Below are 6,042 nucleotides of genomic sequence, written 5' to 3' on the forward strand. Positions count from 1 at the left end.
GTTAAGTTATTCCATTGCTTAATTTGCGCTACAGTTACGCCGTTTGCATTGGCAATCTTCCATAATGAATCACCTGCTACGACGGTATAAACGGTACTTGGTTCAGTCGGTGTTTCTGGTGTTTCTGGTGTTTCTGGTGTTTCTGGTGCAGAAACAGTTAACTTTTGACCAATTTGTAAGAAATCACTGGTTAAATTATTCCACTGTTTCAATTCAGCTACTGTCACACCATTTGCTTTGGCAACTTTCCATAAGGTATCTCCGGCAACTACTGAATATTGAGTTGCTTGAGCTTCAATCATTAATGGTGATACAGAAAATCCTAAAGTGGCTATTGAAACTAATAAAGTACGTTTTAAATTTTTCATTGTTAACTCCCCTTTTTTTGAAACATTTGTAACACATTTGTTACATTAAAGATAACACTCTCATATAAATTAGTCAAGCGCTTTAATCTGAATTCAAAAATTTTTCAAAAATTTTTCATAAATTAAAAAAGTACCTAGTGAGAGTTCAAAAAACACTCACAGGTACTTAATAAAATACTGTTATATCAACAATAATTTAGAATCAAGATGACTTTCTCAGTAAAATCTAAATTAGTTTCATACATTTAATTTATACTAGGCTTCTTTTTCAGAAAAATATTCTGGAAAATGATTTGTTACAATCTCGTTACAACGATAACATAATTCTTCAGCTCCAGCAATTGTCCCTACTTCCTCACGGATAGCACGACATCTTTCACATACATGTCCCGGTGCATGATTAACTGAAATTTTAAAATGATCAAATTCATGGGCACTTGCTCCTGCCTCAGTAATATCTTTTAAATCTAATTTAGAAACAATTAATAATTGATCTAATTGATCACTTAAATTAGTCAATACTTGACGCATTTCTTCATCCGTATAAACCGTAACAGCTGCTTCAAATGATTTTTTAATTGGGTCTTCTTCAACGTTTTTCGCTTCTTCTAAAACTTTATTAACAGCATCTTTCATTTCAAAGAATGGCTCCCATGCTTTAATCACTGCTAAATCTTCGGTAATGTCTTTTGCTTTAGGCATATCTTGTAATTGTACAAAGCCTTCAGCTCCAGGTAATTCTTTCCAAGCCTCTTCCATTGTATGTAATAAAATAGGGGTAAGCAATGGAATTAACCCACTTAAAATGTCATAGATAACAGTTTGCATTGCGCGACGTACACTGGCATCTGCTGCTTCAATATATAAGACATCTTTAGCAAAGTCTAGATAGAATGCAGATAAATCTACGGTAATAAAATTGATTACTTTCTTATAAATCGTTGAAAATTCAAATTCATCATAAGCTTTCAATACATCATGAACCAATACATTATATTTTGCCATTAAATATTGGTCTACTTTACGTAATTCGGATACTCGATCGGTCTCTGGATTAAAGTCACCAATGTTAGATAGCATAAAACGAATCGTATTACGAATTTTACGATAAGATTCTGATACTTGTTTTAAAATATCATGCGAAACACGAACATCATTTTCATAGTCCACACTTGCTACCCACAGACGAATAATGTCAGCACCTAATGTTTCCATTACTTCTTCAGGTAAAATAACATTACCTAATGACTTACTCATTTTTTGCCCCTTACCGTCCATGACGAATCCTTGTGATAATACAGCTCTGTAAGGTGGTACGCCATTTACCGCAATAGAAGTAGTAAAACTTGAGTTAAACCAACCACGATATTGATCTGAACCTTCTAAATATAGGTCTGCTGGGAATGATTGACCTGGTCTTTCTAAGACACTTGCATAAGAAGTTCCAGAATCAAACCATACATCCATAATATCCATTTCTTTCGTAAACTCACCATTCGGACTGCCAGGATGAGTAAAGCCTTCAGGTAATAACTCTTTAGCCTCACGTTCAAACCAGATATTAGAACCATTTTCAGCAACTAATTGTGCCACATGTTCAATTACTTTTCCATCAAGAATCGCTTCGCCATTTTCAGCATAGAAAATAGGTAATGGAACTCCCCAGACACGTTGACGTGAAATGACCCAATCGCCACGGTCACGTAACATATTATAAATACGAACTTGACCTGATGGATGATACCAAGTGACATCATTATCAACAGCCGTTAATAAATCTTGACGGAATTTATCAATCGAAGCAAACCATTGTGGCGTCGCACGGAAAATGACTGGCTTTTTAGTACGCCAATCATGTGGATAACTATGAAGCAATTCATCTTGTTGTAATAAGCTGCCATTTTCAGCTAATTGCTCCATCACAAGCTTATTCCCTTTAAGATAGAATACGCCCTCTAAACCTGGTGCTTCATCCGTGAAATGTCCGCGATTATCAATTGGTGATAAAATTTCTAATCCATATTTTTGACCAATTTGGTAGTCATCTTCCCCGTGTCCTGGTGCCGTATGGACTAATCCAGTACCAGCATCCATCGTTACATGATCTCCAACAATTAATAATGATTCTCGGTCATACATAGGATGTTGAGCCGTCATACGGTCGAATTGAATCCCTCCATATTCAGCTACCACTTGGTAATCTTCCCAACCAATTTCTTGAGCAACTTTTTCTAATAATTCTTTCGCGACAATAAATTGACGGTCTGCCACATTGACTGCTACATAAGTAGCATCTGGTTTAACTGAAATCCCTAAGTTTGCCGGAATAGTCCATGGAGTCGTCGTCCAAATAATAAATTCTGCTTTTTCATCGACAACGCCTTTCGTATCTTTCACTTTAAAAGCTACATAAATTGTTGGTGAAGTTACATCTTGATATTCTACTTCCGCTTCTGCTAACGATGATTCACTTGATGGCGACCAATAAATCGGTTTTAATCCTTTATAAATATATCCTTTTTCAGCCATTTTACCGAAAATACGTAATTGAGCAGCTTCATATTCTGGTTGTAAAGTTAAGTAAGGGTGTTCCCATTCTCCTGTGACACCTAAACGTTTAAATGTTTCGCGTTGAGCATCTACTTGTTTTAAAGCATATTCCTCACACATTCTTCTAAAGTCAGCAACCGAATATTTTTTACGATCGATTCCTTCATTTTTAGTTAAAGCTGATTCAATTGGTAACCCATGTGTATCCCAGCCTGGAATATAAGGTGCACTAAAACCATTCATTGATTTATAACGAACAATAAAATCTTTCGTTACTTTATTTAAAGCATGCCCCATGTGAACTTTACCGTTAGCGTACGGAGGACCATCGTGTAAAATATATGACGGTTTTCCTTCATTTTTCAATTGGATTTTGCTATAAATATCTGCGTCTTTCCATTCTTCTTGTAATGCTACTTCTTTGACCGGTAAATTTGCACGCATGGCAAAGTTTGTTTTTCCTAAATTTAATGTCTCTTTTAATTTCATTGTTATCTCCTTTAATTATAATAAAAAATGCCCCTTCAAATAGAAGGGACGTAAAATTACGTGGTACCACCCAGTTTAGTTTCAATAAATTATTGCAACTCACTCTTTCATGATAACGCTATTTAAGCGACAAAAACTACTTATAGTTCATTTTTATAATTAACAATTGGGGATAATTAAGTGATTAGTGATGTCAAGCTCACACCCTCCTTGACTCGCTGATAATATAATCAAATAATTGTGTCCAATTACTCTTTTGGTAAATCTATACGAATTGTACGACCAAGAACACTTTCAACTGGTTGTTCAGAGTCTTCTCCAGCAACCGGATAGTTATGATGTTCGTCAACTGGATCTGCTTCAAAAAAATCATCTTGTACTGGAATATCTTTTCCATCTTCGTCAGCAATTTCAAAATCCATTTGGTCTAATTGACTTCTTTTATCTTCTTTTAATTCATCAGTAGGTTCCACAACTGCTTGAGCAGCTTCTACTTCTTGAATTGGTTCAAGTTCAGTTTGAACTGATAAATCTTCAGATTGAGCACTTAATTCATCACGTAAATGATTAATTGGTGTTTCAATCTCTCCTTGCGCTTCTTTAAATAATTCTTGATTGTCTTCTTTATTTAATAATGACAATTGAGCTTCAACCATATTTTTTAGGCGATTTCTAAAGTTTAAACTATATTGATGTAAATGTTCAGTTTCACTTACAATGGTTTTAGATCGGTTATTAGCATCTTCTAAAATGCGTTCAGCTTCTCGATCTGCTTCATATAAAATTAATTCAGCTTCCTTACGCGCGTTTTGTTTTAAGCGTTCAGCTGCTTCTTGTGCGACCATAATCGAATTATTTAATGAATCTTGTAACTGTTTGAAATAATTCAATTTATCTTCCATGTCGGCGATTTTGGTCGTCATCTCATTATTACTTTTGGTTAATTTTTCAAATTCAACCACAATAATATCTAAAAAGTCATTGACTTCATCTGAATCATAACCTCTAAATTTCGTGTTAAATTCTTTATGTAAAATCTCAGATGGTGTTAAAGACATTCTGACACTTCCTTTCAAAAGTTTCAATCGATAAAATATACAATTACTATTCTACACTAATTCGATTGAAATTTATAGAGTTTCATGAGAACTTTTGTTAAATCATTAAAAATAAAACATTATCATCGATAAATAGGACTTCATTATTTGATCAGCACATTGACTGTTAAACGATAATTATCTTTCTTGGTCACACCATCAATCGATTGTATCCAAAAACGACCATATTTTCTAAGTGACACAATATCATTAAGTTTTACTTCAATGTCGGAACGAGTCATCGCCATAAAATTCATTTTTACATTACCGGCATTAATTTGATCTTTAGCTCTTTGTCTTGAAAAATTATAAACATTCGAAAGCATCGCATCTAATCTTAAAGAACTACTAATCACCGTCATGGTTTCCCAGGCTTCATTGGACTCTAAAATTTGTTCCCACTCAATCTCCTCTAAGTGAACACCAACATTACCAATTTTGGTAACATTACTCATTAAATATAATTTTATCGTTTCATCGACTATTACATGCCACGCTTCCCCATCGGTAATAATATCACCAATGCGTTCGCGATCAATTCCACTACCAATTAAGGTACCTAATATTTTTCCGTGAGAAATATTAGCAAATTTCACTGGAAATTTGATATTTAATAAACTCAAATTAAAATCATCTTCTTCCAGTTCATGATAAGGTGGAACAATTAGAGCTCGTTTTCGTTCAGCTTTTTCATATCCTCCCCTAAAATAAACGGCTAAATTTTCATTACTTGCTACTAATTGTTTTACAATAAGTGCTTCTCTAGGTGTTAAAAAAGGTGTTAAATAAGCACTATAACGATTTTCTACTATTTGCATCCAACCAAAAACTTGGTCAATAAAAGATTGCTCCTCTTTGCCATAATGTTGATATATGTCCTGATTCACTTTAATCCTCTTTCTAAACGATTATAAAAACAAATTAAGTAAAACGATAATACCTCTTTTAACGAGGTTGAGCGTGAAAATAGCAATAATCACATTAAAGCTAATACCACCAATGGGTGGAATAAAACGGTCAAAAATATTTAAATATGGCTCTGATAATTTAGAAACCCACTCTTCAATTTTGCTGCCACGTGCATTTGGAAACCAACTTAATAATGCATAGACAACTAAGACCATTTGGTAAGCGTCAATTAATTTCATTAAATAAACGACTAAATTAAAAATCATATCTCTGTTCCCCTTAAATTTTCTTAAAGCTATTCTATCATAAAAATGACTGTTTACCTAATGAATCATTGATTAAGAAAAGAAAATCCTGGCAATCATACTAAAGCATTCATATCTTGCCAATCACGCTTCATCATTAATTAAAAGATGAGGATGAGCATAAACTTTTGAAATTTTGTTTAGTCATTGCTCGAAATTTAAAAGTGTAGTGGTTGAACAGCCTCAATCTGCGTCTTATAGAAGTTGGACATAAGGCTGGGCAAAAACCATTTAAATTCTGTTCAGGCATATCTATTTAATTCAAAGCGCAATGGTTGAGTGGCATCAAACGGCGTCTTAATGAGATTGAACATAAATTTGAAA

Annotated in this window: 5 protein-coding genes; all 5 read right to left on the bottom strand. The window is 33.9% G+C overall.

Features of this window, described 5'->3' with window-relative positions; translation table 11 throughout:
* Positions 1-368: LysM peptidoglycan-binding domain-containing protein (locus tag HMPREF2811_RS07375; protein ID WP_141749281.1), on the bottom strand; the 368-nt coding region annotated here is incomplete at its 3' end.
* A 255-nt stretch (positions 369-623) separates the two neighbouring features.
* Positions 624-3,407 carry an isoleucine--tRNA ligase gene (ileS, locus tag HMPREF2811_RS07380; RefSeq protein WP_071408781.1) on the bottom strand — a complete coding sequence of 928 codons (2,784 nt, stop codon included), beginning with the start codon at positions 3,405-3,407 and terminating at the stop codon, positions 624-626.
* 248 nt (positions 3,408-3,655) lie between these two features.
* A complete protein-coding gene (locus HMPREF2811_RS07385; RefSeq protein ID WP_071408782.1) occupies positions 3,656-4,465 on the bottom strand; it encodes a DivIVA domain-containing protein in 810 nt (269 codons plus the stop codon).
* A 143-nt stretch (positions 4,466-4,608) separates the two neighbouring features.
* On the bottom strand, positions 4,609-5,391 hold the full coding sequence (locus HMPREF2811_RS07390; protein ID WP_066126810.1) for a YlmH family RNA-binding protein: 783 nt from the start codon (positions 5,389-5,391) through the stop codon (positions 4,609-4,611).
* Between the two features lie 21 nt (positions 5,392-5,412).
* Positions 5,413-5,679 carry a YggT family protein gene (locus tag HMPREF2811_RS07395; RefSeq protein WP_066126811.1) on the bottom strand — a complete coding sequence of 89 codons (267 nt, stop codon included), beginning with the start codon at positions 5,677-5,679 and terminating at the stop codon, positions 5,413-5,415.
* Positions 5,680-6,042 lie beyond the last annotated feature (363 nt).

The sequence above is a fragment of the Globicatella sp. HMSC072A10 genome (genome assembly GCF_001811625.1).
Classification (GTDB): Bacteria; Bacillota; Bacilli; order Lactobacillales; family Aerococcaceae; genus Globicatella; species Globicatella sanguinis.